This window comes from Streptomyces sp. 8N616 (genome assembly GCF_052246385.1).
GTDB lineage: Bacteria > Actinomycetota > Actinomycetes > Streptomycetales > Streptomycetaceae > Streptomyces.
Genome location: NZ_JBQQBY010000016.1, coordinates 122,062 through 142,390 on the forward strand (window position 1 = coordinate 122,062; position 20,329 = coordinate 142,390).

General features: G+C 69.7%; 19 protein-coding genes. All 19 read left to right on the forward strand.

Annotated elements, in window-relative coordinates:
• Positions 1-50 precede the first annotated feature (50 nt).
• The 19 genes from thrB (at position 51) to ACTWQC_RS17045 (ending at position 20,218) form a co-directional block, all read left to right on the forward strand.
• The gene (gene thrB, locus ACTWQC_RS16955; protein ID WP_443316522.1) at positions 51-965 is read left to right on the forward strand and encodes a homoserine kinase; all 915 of its coding nucleotides are present in this window, start codon (positions 51-53) and stop codon (positions 963-965) included.
• Positions 966-1,303: 338 nt separating this feature from the next.
• Positions 1,304-3,361 (forward strand): transcription termination factor Rho, encoded by a 2,058-nt coding sequence (gene rho, locus ACTWQC_RS16960; RefSeq protein WP_443316523.1) that lies wholly within the window; start codon positions 1,304-1,306, stop codon positions 3,359-3,361.
• A gap of 412 nt (positions 3,362-3,773) precedes the next feature.
• Positions 3,774-4,892 (forward strand): LCP family protein, encoded by a 1,119-nt coding sequence (locus tag ACTWQC_RS16965; RefSeq protein ID WP_443316524.1) that lies wholly within the window; start codon positions 3,774-3,776, stop codon positions 4,890-4,892.
• A 258-nt stretch (positions 4,893-5,150) separates the two neighbouring features.
• Positions 5,151-5,375: a 50S ribosomal protein L31 gene (gene rpmE, locus ACTWQC_RS16970; RefSeq protein WP_443316525.1), complete on the forward strand. Its 225-nt coding sequence runs from the start codon at positions 5,151-5,153 to the stop codon at positions 5,373-5,375.
• Between the two features lie 105 nt (positions 5,376-5,480).
• On the forward strand, positions 5,481-6,557 hold the full coding sequence (gene prfA / locus ACTWQC_RS16975; RefSeq protein WP_443316526.1) for a peptide chain release factor 1: 1,077 nt from the start codon (positions 5,481-5,483) through the stop codon (positions 6,555-6,557).
• A gap of 34 nt (positions 6,558-6,591) precedes the next feature.
• Positions 6,592-7,437 (forward strand): peptide chain release factor N(5)-glutamine methyltransferase, encoded by an 846-nt coding sequence (gene prmC / locus ACTWQC_RS16980; protein WP_443316527.1) that lies wholly within the window; start codon positions 6,592-6,594, stop codon positions 7,435-7,437.
• Positions 7,438-7,659: 222 nt separating this feature from the next.
• Positions 7,660-8,307, forward strand: a complete 648-nt coding sequence (locus ACTWQC_RS16985) for an L-threonylcarbamoyladenylate synthase (RefSeq protein WP_443316528.1) — start codon at positions 7,660-7,662, stop codon at positions 8,305-8,307.
• Positions 8,304-8,948 carry an arsenate reductase/protein-tyrosine-phosphatase family protein gene (locus tag ACTWQC_RS16990; RefSeq protein WP_443316529.1) on the forward strand — a complete coding sequence of 215 codons (645 nt, stop codon included), beginning with the start codon at positions 8,304-8,306 and terminating at the stop codon, positions 8,946-8,948. Before ACTWQC_RS16985 ends, ACTWQC_RS16990 begins: the two co-directional genes overlap by 4 nt.
• Before the next feature lie 232 nt (positions 8,949-9,180).
• Entirely contained in the window at positions 9,181-10,536 is a 1,356-nt protein-coding gene (glyA, locus tag ACTWQC_RS16995) for a serine hydroxymethyltransferase (protein ID WP_443316530.1), read from the forward strand.
• Between the two features lie 207 nt (positions 10,537-10,743).
• Positions 10,744-12,057 carry an MraY family glycosyltransferase gene (locus tag ACTWQC_RS17000; RefSeq protein WP_443316531.1) on the forward strand — a complete coding sequence of 438 codons (1,314 nt, stop codon included), beginning with the start codon at positions 10,744-10,746 and terminating at the stop codon, positions 12,055-12,057.
• A gap of 338 nt (positions 12,058-12,395) precedes the next feature.
• Entirely contained in the window at positions 12,396-12,833 is a 438-nt protein-coding gene (locus ACTWQC_RS17005) for a hypothetical protein (RefSeq protein ID WP_443316579.1), read from the forward strand.
• A 252-nt stretch (positions 12,834-13,085) separates the two neighbouring features.
• Positions 13,086-13,904, forward strand: coding sequence for a F0F1 ATP synthase subunit A (gene atpB, locus ACTWQC_RS17010; RefSeq protein ID WP_443316532.1), 819 nt, complete (start codon positions 13,086-13,088; stop codon positions 13,902-13,904).
• Between the two features lie 73 nt (positions 13,905-13,977).
• Positions 13,978-14,229: an ATP synthase F0 subunit C gene (gene atpE / locus ACTWQC_RS17015; protein WP_443316533.1), complete on the forward strand. Its 252-nt coding sequence runs from the start codon at positions 13,978-13,980 to the stop codon at positions 14,227-14,229.
• Between the two features lie 39 nt (positions 14,230-14,268).
• Positions 14,269-14,826, forward strand: a complete 558-nt coding sequence (locus ACTWQC_RS17020; protein ID WP_443316534.1) for a F0F1 ATP synthase subunit B — start codon at positions 14,269-14,271, stop codon at positions 14,824-14,826.
• Positions 14,823-15,638: a F0F1 ATP synthase subunit delta gene (locus ACTWQC_RS17025; RefSeq protein WP_443316535.1), complete on the forward strand. Its 816-nt coding sequence runs from the start codon at positions 14,823-14,825 to the stop codon at positions 15,636-15,638. Before ACTWQC_RS17020 ends, ACTWQC_RS17025 begins: the two co-directional genes overlap by 4 nt.
• A gap of 120 nt (positions 15,639-15,758) precedes the next feature.
• The gene (gene atpA / locus ACTWQC_RS17030; protein ID WP_443316536.1) at positions 15,759-17,330 is read left to right on the forward strand and encodes a F0F1 ATP synthase subunit alpha; all 1,572 of its coding nucleotides are present in this window, start codon (positions 15,759-15,761) and stop codon (positions 17,328-17,330) included.
• 3 nt (positions 17,331-17,333) lie between these two features.
• The gene (locus tag ACTWQC_RS17035) at positions 17,334-18,254 is read left to right on the forward strand and encodes a F0F1 ATP synthase subunit gamma (protein WP_443316537.1); all 921 of its coding nucleotides are present in this window, start codon (positions 17,334-17,336) and stop codon (positions 18,252-18,254) included.
• A gap of 5 nt (positions 18,255-18,259) precedes the next feature.
• A complete protein-coding gene (gene atpD / locus ACTWQC_RS17040) occupies positions 18,260-19,714 on the forward strand; it encodes a F0F1 ATP synthase subunit beta (RefSeq protein WP_443316538.1) in 1,455 nt (484 codons plus the stop codon).
• A gap of 123 nt (positions 19,715-19,837) precedes the next feature.
• The gene (locus tag ACTWQC_RS17045) at positions 19,838-20,218 is read left to right on the forward strand and encodes a F0F1 ATP synthase subunit epsilon (protein WP_443316539.1); all 381 of its coding nucleotides are present in this window, start codon (positions 19,838-19,840) and stop codon (positions 20,216-20,218) included.
• Positions 20,219-20,329 lie beyond the last annotated feature (111 nt).

Here is a 20,329-nt window from a genome sequence, read left to right on the forward strand (position 1 = left end):
ACGCCCAGGGGCAATTCCTTCAGATCCACACCAAGGAGTGTCATCGAGCGATGGCCGGTCCCGCATTCCGAGCCGCCGCCGTACGGGTGCGCGTCCCCGCCACCAGCGCCAACCTCGGCCCTGGCTACGACGCCTTCGGCCTGGGCCTGGGGCTCTACGACGACGTGGTCGTCCGGGTGGCGGACGCCGGGCTGCACATCGACATCGCGGGCGAGGGAGCCGAAACCCTGCCGCGCGACGAGGACCACCTGCTCGTACGGTCCCTCCGGACGGCGTTCGACCTGCTCGGCGGGCAGCCGCGCGGCCTGGAAGTGGTCTGCGCCAACCGCATTCCGCACGGCCGCGGCCTGGGCTCCTCCTCCGCCGCCATCTGCGCGGGCATCACCGCCGCCCGCGCGGTGACCATAGGCGGGGCCGAGAAGCTCGACGACACCGCGCTCCTCGAGCTGGCCACCGAGATCGAGGGCCACCCGGACAACGTCGCCGCCTGCCTGCTGGGCGGCTTCACCGTGGCCTGGACCGAGGCGGGCGCGGCGCGGGCGATCAGGATGGAGCCCGCAGAATCCATCGTTCCGGTGGTTTTCGTGCCCGCGAAGCCGGTCCTCACCGAGACCGCCCGCGGCCTTCTGCCGCGTACGGTCCCCCATGTGGACGCGGCGGCGAACGCGGGCCGGGCGGCGCTGCTGGTCGAGGCGCTGACCAAGCGCCCCGAGCTGCTGCTCGCCGCCACCGAAGACCGTCTCCACCAGGAGTACCGCGCTCCCGCGATGCCGGAGAGCGCGGCCCTGGTGAGCCGACTGCGCGCGGACGGCGTCCCCGCGGTCATTTCCGGCGCGGGCCCCACGGTGCTCGCGCTGGCCGAGGACAGTGCGGCCGACAAGGTCGCACAGCTGGCGGGCGAGGGGTGGGCGGCGGGCCGCCTGACGCTCGACATGGCGGGTGCGAGTGTCCTGCCGCTCGCGTGACACACGATTGCCGGTCTTGGAGAGGGGGAATGTTTGTTGGATCCGGTAGTGTTAACCTCATGTCTGCACCCGACACCTCATCGGTGCGGTGCTCCGTGTCCCACTGTCGGGACGACCTTCTTCCGGGAGCCTCCCAAACTGCCTGAGCAGCCTGCCTGAGCAGATATCGAGCACGCTCCGGAAATCGGCGCATGAGCGCCGGAACCAATTAATTGTTCTCTCCGCCGTACCGGCGGACCACCGCCCCGGCCCGGTCCGCATTCCAGGACCGCAAGCCGGACAGCACAACCGGTCGCCGAGCCAGACAGGCCGACGCCCGCTCCAGGGAAGGACCCTTCGTGAGCGACACCACCGATCTGATGGGCGTGACTGCCGACAACACGGTCGGCGCTGCCTCCACGCCCGCCACGGACGCTCCCGCCGCGCCTGCCGCCGGTGCTGCCACTGGTACTGCCTCGCGGCGACGCCGCTCGGGCACCGGTCTCGAGGGCATGGTCCTCGCCGAGCTCCAGCAGGTCGCCTCCGGCCTCGGCATCAAGGGCACCGCGCGGATGCGCAAGAGCCAGCTGATCGAGGTCATCAAGGAGAAGCAGGCGGGAGGCGGGGCCCCCGCCAAGGGAGCCGAGGCTCCGGCCGGGGAGGCCGAGGCCAAGCCGAAGCGCCGTACCACCTCCAGGGCCCGTACGGGTGAGGCCGCGGCGGGCGCGGAAGCCCCCGCCGCGTCGGCCGAGAAGGCCGAGAGCCAGCAGCAGATCGAGATCCCCGGCCAGCCGGCGAGCGACGAGCAGCCGGCCGGTGAGCGCCGCCGGCGCCGCGCCACCGCGCAGGCGGGCAGCCCCGAGACCGCCGAGGGCGCGTCCGACACCAAGGTCGAGACGCGGACCGAGACGAAGACCGAGACGAAGACCGAGGACCGATCCGAGGCCAAGGCCGAGGCCGCGACCGACACTGCCGAAGGCCGTGGCAAGGGCGGCGACCGCCAGGAGCGCGGCCAGGGCGGTCAGGGCCAGGACCGCGGACAGGGCGGCCAGGGCGGTCAGGGCCAGAAGGGCGACCGCCGCGAGCGCGGCCGCCGCGGCAAGGGCGGTGACGACGGCCAGGGTGGGGGCAACCGCCAGCAGCGTGAGGGCCGCCAGGGCGGTCAGCAGGACGACGAGGAGTTCGAGGGTGGGCGGCGCGGCCGCCGTGGCCGCTACCGCGACCGCAGGGGGCGGCGCGGCCGCGACGAGTTCGCGGGCGAGCCGCAGATCGCCGAGGACGACGTTCTGATCCCCGTCGCGGGCATCCTGGACATCCTCGACAACTACGCCTTCATCCGGACCTCCGGCTACCTGCCGGGTCCGAACGACGTGTACGTGTCGCTGGCTCAGGTCCGTAAGAACGGTCTGCGCAAGGGCGATCACGTCACCGGCGCGGTCCGCCAGCCCCGCGAGGGGGAGCGCCGCGAGAAGTTCAACGCGCTGGTCCGCCTGGACTCGGTGAACGGCATGGCGCCCGAAACCGGGCGCGGGCGGCCGGAGTTCGGCAAGCTGACCCCGCTGTACCCGCAGGACCGGCTGCGCCTGGAGAACGAGCCCAGCGGCCTCACCGCGCGGATCATCGACATGGTCGCGCCGATCGGCAAGGGCCAGCGTGGTCTGATCGTCTCGCCGCCGAAGGCGGGCAAGACCATGGTGCTGCAGTCGATCGCCAACGCGATCACGCACAACAACCCCGAGTGCCACCTGATGGTCGTCCTCGTCGACGAGCGGCCCGAAGAGGTCACCGACATGCAGCGGTCGGTCAAGGGCGAGGTCATCTCCTCGACCTTCGACCGCCCGGCCGAGGACCACACCACGGTCGCCGAGCTCGCCATCGAGCGGGCCAAGCGCCTCGTGGAGCTGGGCCACGACGTGGTCGTGCTGCTGGACTCCATCACCCGCCTGGGCCGCGCGTACAACCTCGCCGCGCCCGCCTCCGGCCGCATCCTGTCCGGTGGTGTCGACTCGACCGCGCTCTACCCGCCGAAGCGCTTCTTCGGCGCCGCGCGGAACATCGAGGACGGCGGCTCGCTGACCATCCTGGCCACCGCGCTGGTCGAGACCGGCTCGCGGATGGACGAGGTGATCTTCGAGGAGTTCAAGGGCACCGGCAACATGGAGCTCAAGCTCGACCGGAAGCTCGCCGACAAGCGAATCTTCCCGGCCGTGGACGTGGACGCCTCCGGCACCCGCAAGGAGGAGATCCTCCTCGGCAGCGACGAGCTGAACATCGTCTGGAAGCTCCGCCGGGTTCTGCACGCGCTCGACCAGCAGCAGGCCATCGAGCTGCTGCTGGACAAGATGAAGCAGACCAAGTCCAACGCCGAGTTCCTGCTGCAGATCCAGAAGACGACGCCGACGCCGAACGGCGACTGACTTACGTTCCGACAGCACAGCCAGCAGCGCCAGCAGGGCCTGCTCCTCACTGCCGCACCGCAGTGACGAGCAGGCCCTGCCGCGTATGCGAGCGCACTCGAGCCCGGCGACGGCGGACCGACTACACCGCGCGCACGTCCGGCGGCAGCCGGTATCCGCGCCCGGGCACCGGCAAGGCCCCGCCGGAGATCTTTGACACAACCGACAAGATCGGCAGCGGCTGGAGCCAGTGCCGCATCTTCCGATGAATCCGCAGGTGAAAGGGGCCGTACGCAGCTGAGGGCGGGCGCGGCGCCCCCGCGACCGCTCCGAGCAGTCACTCAGAGGCGCCGTGCGAACCTGAACCTCGCCGTGTCGGCAGGGCAGGGAAGGGGAACCCGGGAGCGACGCACCAGCGAGGACTGAGGAGCAGATGGCGGACGAGAGCAGCGCAAGGGGTTCACACCCCGGTGGCATACCCGCCACCGGGCGGCGAGGCAGGCCGCCCGGGCGGAGCCGCAGGGTGCTCACGATCGCCGCCTGGTCCACCGCGGGCCTGGTGCTGCTCGGCGGGGCCGGCCTCGGCTACATCTACTTCCAGCTCGACGGCAACCTCAAGGGCATCGACATCAACGCGGCCCTGGGCACCGACCGCCCCGACGACGTCGACGACGGCTCGATGGACATCCTGCTCATGGGTTCGGACTCGCGCGAGGGCGCCAACGCCGAGTACGGCGACGACGACGGGACCTCCCGCTCCGACACCGCGATGATCCTGCACGTCCACAAGGGCCACACGAAGGCCAGCGTCGTGAGCATTCCCCGCGACACCATGGTCAGCCGCCCCGCGTGCAAGAAGACCGACGGCAAGGGCGTATCCCCCGCCGTGAAACGCACCATGTTCAACGAGTCGTACCAGGTGGGCGGCCCGGCCTGTGCCGTGAAGACCGTCGAGAAGATGTCCGGCATCCGCATGGACCACTACCTCGAGGTCGACTTCTCCGGCTTCAAGAAGCTCGTCAACGAGCTCGGCGGGGTGCCCGTCACCACCAGCCAGGCGATCAAGGACAAGGAGAGCCGGCTCAGCCTCACGCCTGGCACACACACCCTCAATGGCGAGCAGGCCCTCGGCCTCGTACGGACCCGGCACGCGGTCGGGGACGGCAGCGACCTCGGCCGGATCAAGCTCCAGCAGGCCTTCATGAAGGCGTTGATCGACCAGGTCAAGGACATCGACCTGTTCGGAAGCCCGGGCAAGCTCTACGGCCTCGCGGACACCGCGACCCGGACGGTCACCACCGACTCCGAGCTCGCGTCGGTCAACAAGCTCCTGGACTTCAGCAAGGGGCTGAAGGACATCGGCTCGGGCGACCTGCGCATGGTGACGCTGCCGGTGGCCTACGACAAGGCCGACCCCAACCGCGTCGTCCCGCTGGACAAACAGGCTCGCGAGGTCTGGGACGCGCTGCGCCACGACCGGGCCGTCCCGGCGTCCGCGACCAAGGGCACGGCGAGTGACAGGGCCGATACGTCGGAAGTCCTCACGGGCTGACTTGCTGCCACGGCGAGTGACAGGGCCGATACATCGGAAGTCCTGAAGGGCTGACTTGCTGCCACGGCGAGTGACAGAGCCGATACGTCGGGTGTCCTGAAGGGCTGAGCCTCCTCGGCAGGCGGCTGGAATAGATTCCGGCCGCCCCCGGTTTTGGGAGACACGGCCGGTCCTGGCAGACTGGTACGTCGGCCCCGGTTCACGTACGGGCAAGCCCGCCCGATACGACCCGGTGCCCTCCCGAACCTAGGAGAACCCTTGAAGCGCGACATCCACCCCGAGTACGTCGAGACCCAGGTGAGCTGCACCTGCGGAGCCTCGTTCACCACCCGTAGCACCGTCACCGAGGGCAACATCCGTGCCGATGTGTGCTCCGAGTGCCACCCGTTCTACACGGGCAAGCAGAAGATCCTCGACACTGGTGGCCGTGTGGCCCGCTTCGAGGCCCGCTTCGGCAAGAACGCCGGGTCCGCCAAGAAGTAGCGACCCTGTAGCGCCGGTCCTCGGCCGCCCCCGTCCGGGCGGCCGGACCGGCGCTTTTGCTCTTGTCCGGCCCACTTCTCCTACGCGTCACGTAAAGGAAAAACGATGTTCGAGGCGGTCGAGGAACTGATCGGCGAGCACGCCGACCTCGAGAAGCGGCTCGCCGACCCCGCGGTCCACGCCGACCAGGCCAACGCGCGGAAGCTCAACAAGCGTTACGCCGAGCTGACCCCGATCATCGGCACGTACCGCGCATGGAAGCAGGCGGGCGACGACATCGAGGCGGCCCGCGAACTCGGCGCGGACGACCCGGAGTTCGCGGCCGAGGTCAAGGAGCTGGAGCGGGAGCGCGAGGAGCTGACCGACAAGCTGCGGCTGCTGCTCGTCCCACGCGACCCCAGCGACGACAAGGACGTCATCCTCGAGATCAAGGCGGGCGAGGGCGGCGACGAGTCGGCGCTCTTCGCAGGCGACCTGCTGCGCATGTATCTGCGCTACGCCGAGCGCAACAACTGGAAGACCGAGATCATCGAGGCCAACGAGTCCGACCTCGGCGGCTACAAGGACGTCCAGGTCGCGGTCAAGACGAAGGGCGGCTCAGGCGCGGAGCCCGGCCAGGGTGTCTGGGCGCGGCTGAAGTATGAGGGCGGGGTGCACCGCGTGCAGCGGGTGCCCGCCACCGAGTCGCAGGGCCGTATCCACACCTCTGCCGCGGGCGTGCTCGTGCTCCCCGAGGCGGAGGACGTCGACGTCGAGATCAGCCCCAACGACCTGCGCATCGACGTCTACCGCTCCTCGGGCCCCGGCGGCCAGTCGGTCAACACCACCGACTCCGCGGTCCGTATCACCCACCTCCCCACCGGCATCGTCGTCTCCTGCCAGAACGAGAAGAGCCAGCTGCAGAACAAGGAGCAGGCGCTGCGCATCCTGCGCGCCCGGCTGCTCGCGGCGGCCCAGGAGGAGGCCGAGAAGGAGGCGTCGGACGCCCGGCGCAGCCAGGTCCGTACGGTCGACCGCTCCGAGCGGATCAGGACGTACAACTACCCGGAGAACCGGATCTCCGACCACCGTGTCGGCTTCAAGGCGTACAACTTGGACCAGGTGCTCGACGGTGAGCTGGACCCGGTGATCCAGGCGTGCGTGGATGCCGACTCGGCCGCGAAGCTGGCGGCCGCGCAGTAACGGGCGCGGCGCAGAACCCGCTGGAGGAATTGACGTGAACGTGCTGCTCGCCGAGGTGGCCCAGGCCACCCAGCGGTTGGCCGACGCCGGCGTTCCCTCACCGCGCTTCGACGCGGAGGAGCTCGCCGCGTTCGTCCACGGCGTCAGGCGGGGCGAGCTGCACGCGGTGCCGGACGCGGACTTCGACGCCCGCTACTGGGAGGCCGTCGCCCGCCGCGAGGCCCGCGAGCCCCTCCAGCACATCACCGGGCGCACCTTCTTCCGCTACCTGGAACTCCAGGTCGGGCCCGGTGTCTTCGTGCCGCGCCCGGAGACCGAGTCGGTCGTCGGCTGGGCCATAGACGCCGTACGGGCCATGGACGTCGTCGAGCCGCTGATCGTCGACCTGTGCACGGGCTCGGGCGCCATCGCGCTCGCCCTGGCGCAGGAGGTGCCGCGCTCGCGCGTGCACGCCGTCGAGCTCGACGAAGGCGCCCTGCAGTGGGCGCGGAAGAACGTCGAGGGCTCCAGGGTCCAACTGCACCAGGGCGACGCCCTGACCGCCCTGCCGGAACTGGACGGCCAGGTCGACCTGGTGATCTCCAACCCGCCGTACATCCCGCTCACCGAGTGGGAGTACGTCGCGCCCGAGGCCCGGGACCACGACCCGCAGCTCGCGCTGTTCTCCGGCGAGGACGGCCTGGACACCATCCGAGGCATCGAGCGCACCGCCCACCGGCTGCTGCGGCCGGGCGGCGTCGTCGTCGTCGAGCACGCCGACACCCAGGGCGGCCAAGTGCCGTGGATCTTCACCGAGGAGCGGGGCTGGGCCGACGCCGCCGACCACCCCGATCTGAACAACCGGCCGCGGTTCGCGACGGCCCGGCGGGCCACACCGTGACAGCGACCAGCCCTACGGACAGCAGGACAAGCAGCAGCCCCACCGACAGCAGGACGAAAGGCAGTCCCAGGGACGGCAGAACAAATCAGCAGTCCCACGGACAGCAGAACAAAGCAACAGTCCCATGGACAGCAGAGCAAAACAGCAGTCCCACGGACAGCAGGATGAGCTTCAAGGCCCGGAACTGAGCCTCAAGCCCCGGAACAGGGAGGCCCGTTAGACATGGCACGGCGCTACGACTGCACCGACGCGACCGACCGCACGTCAGGTCTGCGCGAAGCCGCATCCGCCGTCCGCCGCGGCGAGCTCGTCGTGCTGCCCACCGACACCGTCTACGGGATCGGTGCGGACGCGTTCAGCTCCGAGGCCGTCGGCGACCTCCTGGAGGCCAAGGGCCGCGGCCGCAATATGCCTTCGCCCGTCCTCGTCGGCTCCCCGAACACCCTGCACGGCCTGGTCACCGACTTCTCCGAGCAGGCCTGGGAACTCGTCGACGCCTTCTGGCCGGGTGCCCTGACCCTCGTCGCCCGGCACCAGCCGTCGCTGCAGTGGGACCTGGGGGAGACTCGCGGGACCGTCGCGGTACGGATGCCGCTGCACCCGGTGGCCATCGAGCTGCTGACCGACGTGGGTCCGATGGCCGTCTCCAGCGCCAACCTCACGGGACACCCCTCTCCGCAGGACTGTGACGCCGCCCAGGAGATGCTCGGTGACGCCGTCTCCGTCTACCTCGACGGCGGACCGACCCCTGCCGCCGTGCCGTCCTCGATCGTGGACGTCACGGGCAAGGTGCCGGTGCTGCTGCGTGCGGGCGCATTGAGCGCCGAGCAGCTGCGGGAGGTCGTACCCGACCTCGAGGTGGCCAATTGACAGTCCCTGAGGGGCGTGGCATAGCGGGGGGCAGCAGCAACGACACCTTCCGCATCCTCCACGTCAGCACCGGCAACGTCTGCCGCTCGCCGATCACCGAGCGGCTGACCCGGCATGCCCTGGCGCACCGCCTCGGCGACCCCCAGACCGGCGGCCTGATCGTGGAGAGCGCGGGCACCTGGGGCCACGAGGGCGCCCCGATGGAGGCGCACGCCGCGACCGTCCTCACCGATTTCGGCGCCGACCCGGCCGGCTTCACCGGCCGCGAGCTGCTCGACGAGCACGTCATCCGCGCCGACCTGGTCCTCACCGCGACCCGCGACCACCGCGCCCAGGTGATCTCCATGGGGCACTCGGCGGGCCTGCGCACCTTCACGCTGAAGGAGTTCACCCGGCTGGTCCGGGCCATCGATCTGGCGACGCTGCCGGAGCCGGAGCCCGCGGGCTCGGTCGTCGGCCGGGCGCGGGCCCTGGTCAGGGCGGCCGCGGCGCTGCGCGGCTGGCTGCTGGCGCCGAGCCCGGAGGCCGACGAGGTGTACGACCCGTACGGCGCGCCCATCACCTTCTTCCGCAGCATCGGCGACGAGATTCACCAGGCGCTCGACCCGGTTGTCACGGCGCTGACGGGGGTCAAGACGTAGCTCTGGGGTGGGCGGCGTACTGGGTGTGGGGGTATCGGCGATGAGTTTCACCAGGCGTTCGACCTGGTTGTCACGGCGCTGACGGGGGTCACGGCGAGGACCTGAGGGAGTCCCTTCGCGGGCGGCTGCACACACCGCGCGGGGCCGCCGTACCGGCCCTACATTGGGGTTGACGCCCGGTGCACTCCCCGCCGGTGGTGCGCCACTTCCTCAGGCCAGCCCGGAGCCAGCGATGCCGGTCAGCACGTCAGCCAGCCAGGGGGCGCAGCCCAGCGCCCGCGCCGAACACCTCCGGGAAGGCACCGCGCCCGCCGGAACCCGTACGCACTGGGGTCCGGACTTCGACGCGCTGCGCCGCCAGGACCCCGACCTCGCCGGGCTGCTGCTCGCCGAGCTGGAACGCCAGTCCGCGGGGCTGCAGCTCATCGCCGCGGAGAACTTCACCTCCCCCGCGGTCCTCGCGGCGCTGGGCTCACCGCTCGCCAACAAGTACGCCGAGGGCTATCCGGGCGCCCGCCACCACGGCGGGTGCGAGCTGGTCGACCTAGCGGAGCGGCTCGCCGCCGAGCGGGCCGCCACCCTCTTCGGCGCCCAGCACGCCAACGTCCAGCCGCACTCCGGCTCCTCGGCCGTCCTCGCCGCCTACGCCGCCCTGCTGCGGCCCGGCGACACCGTGCTGGCCATGGCCCTGCCCCAGGGCGGCCACCTCACCCACGGCTCCCCGGCGAACTTCTCCGGCCGCTGGTTCGACTTCGTCGGTTACGGAGTCCACCCGGATACCGGCCTGATCGACTACGACCGGGTCCGCCGCCTCGCCCGCAAGCACCACCCCAAGGCGATCGTCTGCGGCTCGATCTCCTACCCCCGGCATCCCGACTACGCGGCCTTCCGGGATATCGCCGACGACGTGGGCGCGTATCTGATCGCCGACGCCGCGCACCCGATCGGCCTGGTCGCAGGGGGAGCGGCGCCCAACCCCGTGCCGTACGCCGATGTGGTGTGCGCGACCACGCACAAGGTGCTGCGGGGTCCGCGCGGCGGGATGATCCTCTGCGGCGCCGACCTTGCCGACCGGATCGACCGGGCGGTCTTCCCCTTCACCCAGGGCGGCGCTCAGATGCACACCATCGCCGCCAAGGCCGTCGCCCTCGGTGAGGCCGCGACGCCCGCCTTCGCCGCGTACGCCCACCAGGTCGTGGCCAACGCGCAGGCGCTCGCCGAGGGGCTGGCCGCCGAAGGGCTCATGGTCACCACAGGCGGTACGGACACCCACCTGATCACCGCCGACGTGGCCCCGCTTGACCTCGACGGGCGTACGGCCCGGGGCCGCTGCGCCGCCGCCCGTATCGTCCTCGACACCTGCTGCCTGCCGCACGGCGCCGCCCCGCCCGCCCCGGCCACCGGGATCCGGCTGGGCAGCGCGGCGGTCACCACGCAGGGGATGGGCGAGCCCGAGATGTCGCGGATCGCGAAGGTGCTGGGGGCAGCGCTGCGGGACGACGCGGAGGCCCGGACCCAGGCCATGGAACTCGCCGCGGAGTTCCCGCCGTATCCCGCGGCGCATCCGGGGCAGGCGGTGAGCGCGTAGGGGGCGGCTGCAACTGTCCAGCAGTACTCGCCGCGGGATTCCCGCCGTATCCCGCCGCGTATCCCGCCGCGCATTCCGCCGCGCATCCGGGCCAGGCGGCGAGCGCATAGGGGACGCGGCTGAAACCATCCCGGCAGCGCGCGTGTCTTTCACCAATGAAGCTAGGGTGTGGGGCTGAGATGGTCGGCGATACTTCTGGGGCAGCCCGTGCGTGAATACCTGCTGACGCTGTGCGTCACGGCCGTGGTCACTTACCTGCTGACCGGACCCGTGCGGAAGTTCGCCATCACGATCGGGGCGATGCCGGAGATCCGGGCCCGTGACGTGCACCGCGAGCCGACCCCCCGGCTCGGCGGGATCGCGATGTTCGGCGGCCTGTGCGCGGGCCTGCTGGTGGCGGCCCACCTCCCCAACGTCGGCAAGGTCTTCGAGCTGTCCAACGAGCCGCGCGCGCTGCTCTCCGGCGCCGCGCTGATCTGGCTGCTCGGGGTGCTCGACGACAAGTGGGGCGTGGACGCCCTGGTCAAGCTCGGCGGCCAGATGATCGCCGCGGGCGTCATGGTCATGCAGGGCCTGACGATCCTGTGGATCCCGGTGCCGGGTGTGGGATCCGTCGCACTGACGTCGATGCAGGGCACGCTGCTCACGGTCGCCCTCGTCGTGATCACCATCAACGCCGTCAACTTCGTGGACGGACTGGACGGACTGGCCTCCGGCATGGTCTGCATCGCCGCCGCGGCGTTCTTCATGTACGCCTACCGGATGTGGTTCGGCTACGGCCTCGAGGCAGCCGCGCCCGCGACCCTCTTCGCCGCGATCCTCATGGGCATGTGCCTGGGCTTCCTGCCGCACAACATGCACCCGGCGCGGATCTTCATGGGCGACTCCGGCTCCATGCTGATCGGCCTCGTCCTCGCGGCAGGTGCGATCTCCATCACGGGCCAGGTGGACCCGGACGCGCTGAAGCTCTTCGCCGGTTCCGAGCGGGCGGCGGTGCACGAGACGGTGCCGGTCTACATCCCGCTGCTGCTGCCGCTGTCCGTGCTGATGGTCCCGGTCGTGGACCTGGTGCTGGCGATCGTCCGCCGTACGTGGAAGGGCCAGTCGCCGTTCGTCGCGGACCGCGGCCATCTCCACCACCGCCTGCTGGAGATCGGCCACTCCCACAGCCGCGCGGTCCTGATCATGTACTTCTGGTCGGCGCTGATCGCCTTCGGTGCGGTCGGCTACTCGGTCAACGGGGCCAGCGTCTGGATCGTTCTGGCGATCGTCGCGCTGAGCGCGGTGGGACTGGTGTTGCTGCTGATGCCGCGCTTCACCCCGCGCGCCCCGCGCTGGGCGGAGTCCTTCATCCCACCGCGCTACCGGCGCGGCGGGCGCCCCGCGGTAGCGGCCCCTGACCTTCCGGTGGTGGGCGTGACCGCGGCCGCCACTCCGAGTGAGAACGGCGATGGCCGTGACGACCGTACGCGGGTCCCGGCGGGCGCCACCGCGATCGGCGGCCGGTCGCGCACCTGGTAACAGCACAGCACCTCGTAGCACCTCGCAACACCTCGTAGCACCCCGGCTGCACCCGTCGGCATCCGACCCCGCCCGGAACTCAAAGCGGACATAAGCCCCATACTGGGCAGACGAATTGGTGTCAGCTCATCGGTGCAGGGCTTAGCTCGTCTGTGTGATGGGCAGCACACAGGCTAGGTAAAGACCTCATCAAATAGTTTGTGATACCGTTCACGAAACCCGGTGCTAACGCCGAAGGACCGTAGTGCGACGGCTCTTTGGTTACGAGGTGTGACCTCGACCGGGCCCTACGCTCGTCCATGACGACACTCGCCCCAACCCCCAGCGGAGTTGCCGCCATGCAGTCAAACGACGCCCGGATGTTCCTTCACACCGCCGTGCCCACGGCCGCCGCCGGCGTGATCGCCGTCGTTGCCGGTGCCGTGCTCGCCGGTGGAAAGGGGGCGCTCGGTGCGGCATTCGGCACACTGCTGGTGATCCTTTTCATGGGGCTCGGCCTCATCGTGCTGCAGCGCACCGCACGTTCGCTGCCCCATCTGTTCCAGGCGATGGGCCTGATGCTCTATACGACGCAGCTGCTGGCACTCGCCATCGTGCTGGCGGTGTTCAAGGACACAACTCTGTTCAGCGTCAAAGCCTTCGGGTTCGCGCTGCTCGCGACGACCCTCATCTGGGTCGCGGCGCAGGCCCGCGCGCACATGAAGGCCAAGATCCTTTACGTCGAGCCGGAGTCCACCGAGGAGCGCAAGCCCGAGCCCACGGGGTCGGCGGCGTGACAGGTGGGGCCGGTATAAGCATGCGATCGAGGTCCTGCTATCGTCCGGTGCCAACTGCGGCATCGCGGGCGCAGGCGGCTGAGTTTCCCGGTTCCACGGGACGGAACCGGCAGCCCATGCAGCTGATGCCAGCGCTCGGCTCAACCAGCCGCCCCCATATTCGTAAGACCAGTCCAGTGCCGACACGCGGCTGTGTGCCGCGCCGACACATCGAGGTTGCCGTACCCATGCGCCACGCTGAAGGAGCTCTCGGTGAGTGCTGACCAGACGACGCTCGCCTTCGAGACCGATTGCCACATCTTCGATGGGTGCGGCTTCGATGAAGTGGCCCCTGGGCTGCACTCCTTTGTCTTCCAGCCGCTCTTCACCGTCGGCGGCTACGACTTCAACAAGCCGATGCTGCTCGCCTTCCTGGGGTCGCTCATCATCGTCGGCTTCTTCTGGGCGGCGTTCAGCAAGCCGAAGATCGTGCCGGGGAAGCTCCAGATGGTGGCCGAGGCGGGCTACGACTTCGTCCGCCGCGGCATCGTCTACGAGACGCTCGGCAAGCGTGAGGGCGACAAGTACGTCCCGCTCATGGTCTCGCTGTTCTTCTTCGTGTGGATCATGAACCTCTGGTCCATCATCCCGGTCGCCGCGTTCCCGGTGACGTCGATCATCGCTTTCCCGGTGGGGTTGGCCGCGATCGTGTACGTGCTGTGGGTCTTCCTGACCTTCAAGAAGCACGGATTCGTCGGCGCCTTCAAGAACTTCACCGGCTACGACAAGTCACTCGGCGCTGTACTGCCGCTCTCCGCGACCATCGAGCTCTTCTCCAACCTGCTGGTGCGGCCGTTCACCCACGCGGTGCGGCTCTTCGCGAACATGTTTGCCGGTCACACCCTGCTGCTGCTGTTCACCATCGCCAGCTGGTACCTGCTCAACGGCATCGGCGTCGCCTACGCGGGTGTGTCGTTCGCAATGGTCATCGTGATGACCATCTTCGAGCTGTTCATCCAGGCCGTGCAGGCGTACGTCTTCGTCCTGCTGGCCACCTCGTACGTCCAGGGTGCTCTCGCCGAGCACCACTGAGCCTCACCTCCCAGACCAACAGACGTCCGGTGGCCAACCCCCACCGGTCAGTGAAAGAGAAGGAAGAACCGGCATGTCTGCTGCGCTCCAGACCCTCGCCCAGGGCGTCGAAATCAAGGGCAACCTCGGTGCGATCGGCTACGGTCTCGCCGCGATCGGCCCCGGCGTCGGCATCGGCATCATCTTCGGCAACGGCACCCAGGCCCTGGCCCGCCAGCCCGAGGCGGCCGGCCTGATCCGCGCCAACCAGATCCTCGGTTTCGCGTTCTGTGAGGCGCTGGCCCTGATCGGCCTCGTCATGCCGTTCGTCTACCCGAGCGCCTGATCTCGGTAAGACCAACCCTTTTCGACGGAAGGCACTGATGTGAACGCCCTGGTACAGCTGGCGCAGGAGGCCGAGGGGGAGAACCCCCTCATCCCGCCGATCCCAGAGCTCGTCATCGGCCTGATCGCGTTCGCCATCGTCTTCGGCTTCCTCGCCAAGAAGCTGCTCCCGAACATCAACAAGGTTCTGGAGCAGCGCCGCGAGGCCATCGAGGGCGGGATCGAGAAGGCCGAGGCGGCGCAGACCGAGGCCCAGGACGTGCTCGAGCAGTACAAGGCTCAGCTCGCCGAGGCCCGGCACGAGGCCGCCCGCCTGCGCCAGGAGGCGCAGGAGCAGGGAGCCGCGCTCATCGCCGAGATGCGTGCGGAGGGCCAGCGGCAGCGTGAGGAGATCATCGCCGCCGGCCACACCCAGATCGAGGCCGACCGCAAGCAGGCCGCTGCGGCGCTGCGCCAGGACGTGGGCAAGCTCGCCACCGACCTGGCCGGCAAGCTCGTCGGCGAGTCCCTCGAGGACCACGCCCGGCAGAGCCGCACCATCGACCGCTTCCTCGACGAGCTCGAGGAGAAGGCACAGTCGACTGGGGCCGCCCGATGAATGGAGCGAGCCGCGAGGCACTGGCCTCCGCGCGCGAGCGGTTCGACGCGCTGACGGACAACACGTCCGTCGACGTGGGCGTTGCCGCCGGGGAGCTGGCCGCCGTCACGGGGCTGCTCGACCGCGAGGTGTCGCTGCGACGGGTCCTCACCGACCCGGCGCAGGCCGGCGAGGCCAAGGCCGAGCTGGCCGCGCGCCTGCTCGGCAGCCAGGTCGGCGGCGAGACCGTCGACCTGGTCTCCGGCATGGTCCGCTCCCGCTGGTCGCGGTCCCGCGACCTGGTGGACGCGCTCGAGGAGCTGGCGAGCACCGCAGAGCTCGTCGCGGCGCAGCGCGCCGACGCGCTCGACGACGTGGAGGACGAGCTGTTCCGGTTCAACCGGATCGTCTCTTCGTCCCCCGAGCTGCGCTCCGCGCTCACCGACCGGGTCGCCACCGCCTCGGCCAAGGCCGAGCTGCTGCGCAGCCTGATGGGCGGCCGGGCGCACCCGGTCACCGTGCGGCTCGTCGTGCGTCTTGTGACACAGCCGCGTGGTCGTAGCCTGGAGGGAGGGCTCGAAGCCCTGTCCAAGCTGGCCGCGGAGCGCCGGGACCGGATGGTCGCGGTCGTCACCTCGGCGGTGCCGCTCAGTGACCAGCAGAAGCAGCGCCTCGGTGCTGCGCTGTCGGCGCTGTACGGCCGGGAGATGCATCTGAACCTCGACGTGGACCCCGAGGTCCTCGGCGGGATCCAGGTCCGCATCGGCGACGAGGTCATCAGCGGCACCATCGCCGACCGCCTCGAAGAGGTGTCCCGGCGGATGGCCGGCTGACCGGCCACCAACTCAACAAGCAGGTAGACGGCCCGAGTTGGGCCGTACGCAGAGTCTTCTGGGGTCGCCCCCCAGACCCCTAGAAAACTTCGGGCCCAACAAGGAGAGCAGGGAACCCAGATGGCGGAGCTCACGATCCGGCCGGAGGAGATCCGGGACGCGCTGGAGAACTTTGTCCAGTCGTACAAGCCGGACGCGGCCTCGCGCGAGGAGGTCGGTACGGTCAGCGTTGCCGGCGACGGCATCGCGAAGGTCGAGGGTCTTCCCTCGGCCATGGCGAACGAGCTGCTGAAGTTCGAGGACGGCACCCTCGGCCTCGCCCTCAACCTCGAGGAGCGCGAGATCGGTGCGATCGTCCTCGGCGAGTTCAGCGGCATCGAGGAGGGCCAGCCGGTGTCCCGCACCGGTGAGGTCCTGTCCGTCGCCGTCGGCGAGGGATACCTGGGCCGGGTCGTCGACCCGCTGGGCAACCCGATCGACGGTCTCGGCGAGATCGCGACCGAGGACCGCCGCGCCCTCGAGCTGCAGGCCCCGGGCGTCATGGCCCGTAAGTCCGTGCACGAGCCGATGGAGACCGGCCTCAAGGCCGTCGACGCGATGACGCCGATCGGCCGCGGCCAGCGCCAGCTGATCATCGGTGACCGCCAGACCGGCAAGACCGCCCTGGCCGTCGACACGATCATCAACCAGCGCGACAACTGGCGTTCCGGCGACCCGGCGAAGCAGGTCCGCTGCATCTACGTCGCCATCGGCCAGAAGGGCTCCACCATCGCGTCCGTGCGCGGCGCCCTGGAGGAGGCCGGCGCCCTGGAGTACACGACGATCGTCGCGGCTCCGGCGTCCGACCCGGCCGGCTTCAAGTACCTCGCCCCGTACACCGGCTCGGCCATCGGTCAGCACTGGATGTACCAGGGCAAGCACGTACTGATCATCTTCGACGACCTGTCGAAGCAGGCCGACGCCTACCGCGCCGTGTCCCTGCTGCTGCGCCGCCCGCCGGGCCGTGAGGCCTACCCGGGTGACGTCTTCTACCTGCACTCCCGCCTGCTGGAGCGCTGCGCCAAGCTCTCCGACGACATGGGCAAGGGCTCGATGACCGGTCTGCCGATCGTCGAGACCAAGGCGAACGACGTCTCGGCGTTCATCCCGACCAACGTCATCTCCATCACCGACGGCCAGTGCTTCCTGGAGTCCGACCTGTTCAACGCGGGCCAGCGCCCGGCGCTGAACGTCGGTATCTCGGTCTCCCGCGTCGGTGGCTCCGCCCAGCACAAGGCCATGCGGCAGGTCTCCGGCCGGCTCCGCGTGGACCTCGCCCAGTACCGCGAGCTCGAGGCGTTCGCCGCCTTCGGCTCCGACCTGGACGCGGCCTCCAAGGCGGCCCTGGAGCGCGGCAAGCGCATGGTCGAGCTGCTGAAGCAGGGCCAGTACGCGCCGTACGCGACCGAGGACCAGGTCGTCTCCATCTGGGCCGGCACCACCGGCAAGATGGACGACGTGCCGGTCGAGGACATCCGCCGCTTCGAGCGCGAGCTGCTGGACTACCTGCACCGGGAGCACAAGGGCCTGATGACGTCCATCCGCGAGGGCGGAAAGATGTCGGACGACACGCTCCAGGCGATCGCCGACGCCATCGCCTCCTTCAAGCAGCAGTTCGAGACCTCGGACGGCAAGCTGCTGGGTGAGGACTGAGATATGGGCGCTCAGCTTCGGGTCTACAAGCGCCGTATCAAGTCCGTCACCGCCACCAAGAAGATCACCAAGGCGATGGAGATGATCGCCGCTTCGCGGATCGTCAAGGCGCAGCGCAAGGTCGCGGCCTCGACGCCGTACGCGAGCGAGCTCACCCGCGCGGTGACCGCGGTGGCGACCGGCTCCGACACCAAGCACCCGCTGACCACTGAGGCGGACAGCCCGACGCGGGCCGCGGTGCTGCTCGTCACGAGCGACCGCGGTCTGGCCGGCGGCTACTCCTCCAACGCCATCAAGGCGGCCGAGCGGCTCATCGAGAAGCTCACCGCCGAGGGCAAGGAGGTCCTCACCTACATCGTCGGACGCAAGGGTGTCGCGTACTACAGCTTCCGCGGCCGCAAGGTCGAGGAGTCGTGGACGGGCTTCACCGACAACCCGTCGTACGGGGACGCCAAGCGCGTCGCCGCCCCGCTCATCGAGGCCGTCACCCAGGAGACGGCCGAGGGCGGAGTCGACGAGTTGCACATCGTCTTCACCGAGTTCGTTTCGATGATGACGCAAGAACCGGTCGACCGGCGGCTGCTCCCGCTCAGCCTCGAGTCGGGCGAGGCGGCCGAGGAGACGGAGAAGAAGGACGAGATCCTTCCGCTCTACGACTTCGAGCCCTCCTCCGAGGACGTCCTCGACGCTCTGCTGCCCCGGTACGTCGAAAGCCGGATCTACAACGCTCTGCTGCAGTCGGCCGCCTCCGAGCACGCCGCCCGCCGCCGTGCGATGAAGTCGGCGACCGACAACGCCGAGGAGCTCATCAAGTCGCTCACGCGGCTTGCCAACGCGGCCCGCCAGGCCGACATCACCCAGGAAATCAGCGAGATCGTCGGTGGCGCCAGCGCCCTGGCCGACGCGACCGCGGGGAGTGACTGAGAACTATGACCACCACTGTTGAGCCGACCGCTCCTGCCGGCGTGGCCGCTGGCCGCGTCGCGCGGGTCATCGGCCCGGTCGTCGACGTGGAGTTCCCCGTCGACGCGATGCCGGAGATCTACAACGCACTGACCGTCGAGGTCGCGGACCCCGCCGAGGAGGGCAGGAGGAAGATCCTGACCCTCGAGGTCGCCCAGCACCTGGGCGAGGGTCTGGTCCGCGCGATCTCGATGCAGCCCACCGACGGCCTGGTCCGCCAGGCCCCGGTGACCGACACCGGCAAGGGCATCACCGTGCCGGTCGGCGACTTCACCAAGGGCAAGGTGTTCAACACCCTCGGTGAGGTGCTGAACGTCCCCGAGGAGAACGGCAAGGAGACCGAGCGCTGGACGATCCACCGCAAGGCCCCCGCCTTCGACCAGCTCGAGTCCAAGACCGAGATGTTCGAGACCGGCCTGAAGGTCGTCGACCTGCTGACCCCGTACGTCAAGGGCGGCAAGATCGGTCTGTTCGGTGGTGCGGGCGTCGGCAAGACCGTCCTCATCCAGGAAATGATCATGCGTGTCGCCAACCTCCACGAGGGCGTCTCCGTCTTCGCGGGCGTCGGCGAGCGGACGCGTGAGGGCAACGACCTCATCCACGAGATGGAGGAGTCGGGCGTCCTGGACAAGACCGCGCTGGTCTTCGGTCAGATGGACGAGCCCCCGGGCACCCGTCTTCGCGTCGCCCTGGCCGGTCTGACCATGGCGGAGTACTTCCGCGATGTGCAGAAGCAGGACGTGCTGTTCTTCATCGACAACATCTTCCGCTTCACCCAGGCCGGTTCCGAGGTGTCCACCCTGCTCGGCCGTATGCCGTCCGCGGTGGGTTACCAGCCGAACCTCGCGGACGAGATGGGCCTCCTCCAGGAGCGCATCACCTCCACCCGCGGCCACTCGATCACCTCGATGCAGGCGATCTACGTGCCGGCGGACGACCTGACCGACCCGGCCCCGGCGACCACCTTCGCGCACCTCGACGCGACGACGGTGCTCTCCCGGCCGATCTCGGAGAAGGGCATCTACCCGGCGGTGGACCCGCTGGACTCGACGTCCCGCATCCTGGACCCGCGCTACATCTCGCAGGAGCACTACGAGACCGCCTCGCGCGTCAAGGGGATCCTGCAGAAGTACAAGGACCTCCAGGACATCATCGCGATTCTCGGTATCGACGAGCTCGGCGAGGAGGACAAGCTGGTCGTCCACCGCGCCCGCCGCGTCGAGCGCTTCCTGTCGCAGAACACTCACGCGGCGAAGCAGTTCACCGGTGTGGACGGCTCGGACGTCCCGCTGGACGAGTCCGTCGCGGCGTTCAACGCGATCTGCGACGGCGAGTACGACCACTTCCCCGAGCAGGCCTTCTTCATGTGCGGTGGTCTCGACGACCTCAAGAAGAACGCCAAGGAGCTGGGCGTCTCCTGAGCCCCTGCGCTCAGCGGTCAGGGGCGGGCCCCGCCCCGTCCCTGACCGCCACGCCCGTTATTCTTGACACCCCAGTCTTTTTCTGGACACCTGCCACGGCAGGTGGAGACCCGAGGAGCCACGTTGGCTGCTGAGCTGCACGTCGAGCTGGTCGCCGCGGACCGCAGTGTCTGGTCCGGCGAGGCCACCCTGGTCGTCGCGCGCACCACATCGGGTGACATCGGCGTTATGCCCGGCCACCAGCCGCTGCTCGGTGTGCTGGAGCCCGGCCCGGTCACCATCCGTACGAGTGACGGCGGCACCGTCGTCGCCGCGGTGCACGGAGGCTTCATCTCGTTCTCCGAGAACAAGCTCTCGCTGCTCGCCGAGATCGCGGAGCTGGCGGAGGAGATCGATGTGGCCCGTGTCGAGCGAGCCCTGGAGCAGGCGAAGTCCGAGGCCGACGCCGCCGCGGAGCGGCGCGCGGAGGTCCGGCTGGCCGCAGCGGCGGCGGGCGCCCGCTGAGCCGTTAGGCGTCGTTCCCCCAGCTGCCGCTGGGAGGTGCCCCGCACTCAGCCGCGGACTGCTCTGGGACTCACCAGAGCAGTCCGCGGCTGAGGCAGATCAAGAGGTCAT